General features: G+C 69.2%; 6 protein-coding genes. 2 read left to right on the top strand and 4 right to left on the bottom strand.

The window, feature by feature from the left end; translation table 11 throughout:
- The 4 genes from UN64_RS20690 to UN64_RS19670 form a co-directional block, all read right to left on the bottom strand.
- Positions 1 to 662: YqaJ viral recombinase family protein (locus UN64_RS20690; protein ID WP_171978985.1), on the bottom strand; the 662-nt coding region annotated here is incomplete at its 3' end.
- 306 nt (positions 663 to 968) lie between these two features.
- Positions 969 to 1151, bottom strand: a complete 183-nt coding sequence (locus tag UN64_RS19680) for a helix-turn-helix domain-containing protein (RefSeq protein WP_077365927.1) — start codon at positions 1149 to 1151, stop codon at positions 969 to 971.
- Positions 1151 to 1495 (bottom strand): hypothetical protein, encoded by a 345-nt coding sequence (locus UN64_RS19675; protein ID WP_077365925.1) that lies wholly within the window; start codon positions 1493 to 1495, stop codon positions 1151 to 1153. Before UN64_RS19675 ends, UN64_RS19680 begins: the two co-directional genes overlap by 1 nt.
- Positions 1492 to 1812 (bottom strand): helix-turn-helix domain-containing protein, encoded by a 321-nt coding sequence (locus UN64_RS19670; protein WP_171978984.1) that lies wholly within the window; start codon positions 1810 to 1812, stop codon positions 1492 to 1494. Before UN64_RS19670 ends, UN64_RS19675 begins: the two co-directional genes overlap by 4 nt.
- 193 nt (positions 1813 to 2005) lie before the next feature.
- Here UN64_RS19670 and UN64_RS19665 point away from each other — a divergent pair, with 193 nt between their 5' ends.
- Both UN64_RS19665 and UN64_RS19660 read left to right on the top strand, forming a co-directional pair.
- Positions 2006 to 2500, top strand: coding sequence for a helix-turn-helix domain-containing protein (locus tag UN64_RS19665; RefSeq protein ID WP_077365921.1), 495 nt, complete (start codon positions 2006 to 2008; stop codon positions 2498 to 2500).
- A 430-nt stretch (positions 2501 to 2930) separates the two neighbouring features.
- Positions 2931 to 3257 (top strand): type II secretion system protein (locus UN64_RS19660; RefSeq protein WP_139343230.1); only part of this gene is annotated, 327 nt, incomplete at its 3' end.

The following is a 3257-nucleotide window of genomic DNA, read 5'->3' as shown; positions in this document are numbered from 1 at the left end:
AAGTTGCCGTCGCCCCGTCCCAGTCGGGGGCGGTGTCCGTGGCGACCAGGCCTCGAACCGGGTGGCGGCGTCGATGATCCCGGGCAGGGCGCTTCCACATCAGCGCGACGAACCACGTACAGGCGCAGGTCCATCACGACCAGGGCGGGCACGTACACCAGGTCCGCGCCGGTGACGTACATCTGCCAGGCCACCTGGGCCAGGTAGGCGGGCGGGATCTCCGCGGTCGGGGCCTCCAGGGTGGTCTTGCCCCACTCGTCGGCGCGGGCGGCGGTCTTGCACTCGACCAGGGCGTAGGGGGTGCGGCGGCGGCCTTCGAACACGAGGCCGTCCGGGGTGGCCTGCCAGGCCGGGTGGGTGTTCGAGGCGTAGGTGCGGCCGGGGCGGACACGGGAGTCGTCCAGGATGCTGCCCAGCCAGGTGAGTAGCGCGGATTCCAGGGCGGTGCCACGCATCGCGGCGGAGGACTCCTGGCCGCCGGCGTCGATGCGTCCGGTGGCCTTGCACCACAGCGAGTAGGGGGAGTCCCAGGTGGACAGGCCGAGGATCGCGGGGATCTTCGAGGCGGTGATGAGGTGCGCCCATTCGGGGGTGCCGGGGGCGGGCGGGTTGTCGACGGGGTGGCCGTTGGGGCGGATGGTGGGGTGCTTGTGGGGGCTCATGGTGGTTCTCTCTCGCGTGGGGTGGGGGTGGGGGGTTAGAGGCCGAGGGTGGCCCGGACGGCCGGGTCGGCCAGGACAAGCAGGACGACGGCGGGCATACCCCAGACGAGGGCCCGGACCGTGGACCGGACCCGGTGCGAGGTGGTGCCCGGGGCGGGGGTGTACCAGGTGTTCATCGGGACTCCATGAAGTCGGGAAGGAAGTCGGGGTCGTAGTCGTCCGGGACATGCGCGGGACAGAACTCGATGCCGTCCACGGCGTCGTTCAGGCAGAAGTCGTCCACTGCGGGGGCGTGAGCGCAGGCAGTCATCGGGTGCTCCTAGCGATGAACGCGGCCACGGCCGCCTCGGTGACGTGCCAGCGGGCACGCGGCCCGTTGCTCTTCTTCACGCCCCGCAGCTGCCCCTCACGGAGGCGCTGGCGGGTGGTGTCGGGGTGCTCGGCCAGCAGGGCCGCGGCTTCGCGGACGGTCAGCAGGCGGGTCGGCATCAGACGGCCCCCCTGAGACGGTGCGGGGACATCAGGCGGGCCAGGTTCTCGCCTGCCTTGAACCGGCGGGGACGCTGGGACTCGTGGAGCCGCCACGCGTACCGGGGTCCGCCGCGGCGGGAGCGGCAGGTGGACGCGCCGAACGCGGCCTTCTCGATGACCTGGCGGTCGGCCAGGGTGCGGAACACCTGCCCCACAGCGTTGGGGTGCGGCGGTTCGGGCAGGTCACGGCGGAGGTCGTCGGCGGTGACCTGGTGGCCGGCGCGGACGCGGGCCTCGATGTAGTCGAGGGCTTCGGCCCGCCACACGGCCGGGTCGGTTTCGAGGACGGCGGGGCGGGTCATGCTGCCACCCCCGTGGTGCGGCGAACGGTGCGCTCGGGCAGTTCGTCCGGGTGGGCGATCGCGTGGGGGTGGACGCGGAGGAACTTCGCGAGGGGGTTCAGGTACTCGCGGAGCAGGGGCCGCTTGCCGTTCACGATCTGGGAGATGTAGGGGCGGGAGACGCCGAGGGCGTCAGCGATGCGGCCCTGGGTGATGTGCTGGAAGTCGTGGGTGCCGGTGTTGGTGGCGTCGATGAGCGCCTGGATGCGGCGGCCCACGACGAGGTCGATCTCGTCGGGGGTGAGGTTGCGGCGTGTTGCCGTCGGTTGCGTGCTCATGCCAGCAACGGTAGGCAACAGGGTGTAACCGTGTCAACCCGTTTCCTTGTAACAGCATGTAACTAGGGGTGTTTTCCGCAGTAACAAGCCAAAAACGCGGTGTAACTACACGCCTGTGTTGCGTCAGACTTGACCCCTGTAACCGACCCAACCCACCTTGCGGTTACAACCCCAACCCAAGGACGCTCCCACCATGAACACCACCCCAGACGCCGGCCGCCAAGCAGTCGCCCGCCTCATCGTCCAAGCCCGCACCAACCTCCAGTGGTCCCAGGCCGAACTCGCCACACGCGCCAACATGGGCAACAAGACCATCCACAACGTCGAGAACGCCGCCTTCCCACCCCGCCGCGCCAGCCTCACCAAACTGGAAAACGCCCTCGGCCTCATCTCCGGGTCCCTCACCGACGTCCTCAACCACCACGACCCCGCATCCGTGACCCTCGACCAGATCCAAGGGACCACCCCAGCCACCCCGCTCGCGACCGTCTCCGACGCCGACCTGATCTGGGAACTCACCAACCGGCTACAGACCCGCGCCGCCCGCCTCGATCAACTCCAAACCAGCGACACCACGGCGACCCCACCCCTCGACGCCTACGCCCTCGCCGCCGACCTCGACCGCTCCGGCCACGGACGCCACCTCGCCGAACAAGCCGACGCCGCCGGCGAAGAGGACCAGTCCTGACCGCTACCGTGTCCGGGCCATCTCGGACCATGACCGGCATGCACGCGTGGGACCCCGAAGACACCGCCCACCGGGCAGGCGTCCCCGTTCACACCGTGACCCTGCCCGGCCAGCTCGCCGGCTGCACCGACGGCCACCAAGTGTGGGTCGACCGCAGACTCACCCTCGTGGAACGCCGGTGCACCATCGGTCACGAGCTCGTGCACGTGTGGGCTGGGCACACCGGCCATCAGCCCCCGAAGGTGGAATCCTGGGTGCGTCGGCACACCGCCAACCTGCTACTCCGGGGCTGCGATGTCCACGGTGCGCTCCGCTCCGAACCCACCCTCTGGGATGCCGCGGAGTCCCTGGGGGTCACTGTCCCCGTGCTGCTCGACCAACTTCACTCTCATATCGGGCCTGCCGGCCCCATCACTTCTGGAGGTTCCTCATGGAAGTCCTGATTGTCCTAGTCCTTGTGGGCATCCTGGGTGCGCTCGTGCTGCCCATCGTCGGGGCGTGGCTTGGGTTCGGCCTGTTCTTGTCTACGAGCAAGAAGGCGGCGAAGCTCCGCGACGAGTTGGGGCCATGGCTGGATGAGCGATTCGATGGCCGACCGGTGGTGACTCACACGCTGACGATGGTGGAAGAGGATGTCCGGGGGGAGATCATCGAGGGTGCCGCTGGGCGCGGGTATGCGCTGACGAACACGATCCAGTCAGGTAAGGGGCCTGTGACCCTGGTGTTCGAGAAGCGGGGTGATGGGTCATCAGCCGTG

Source organism: Fictibacillus arsenicus, assembly GCF_001999465.1.
Taxonomy (GTDB): Bacteria; Bacillota; Bacilli; order Bacillales; family Fictibacillaceae; genus Fictibacillus; species Fictibacillus arsenicus.
Note: the sequence above shows the minus strand (reverse complement) of the source record. Positions and strands in the feature narration are given on the sequence as shown.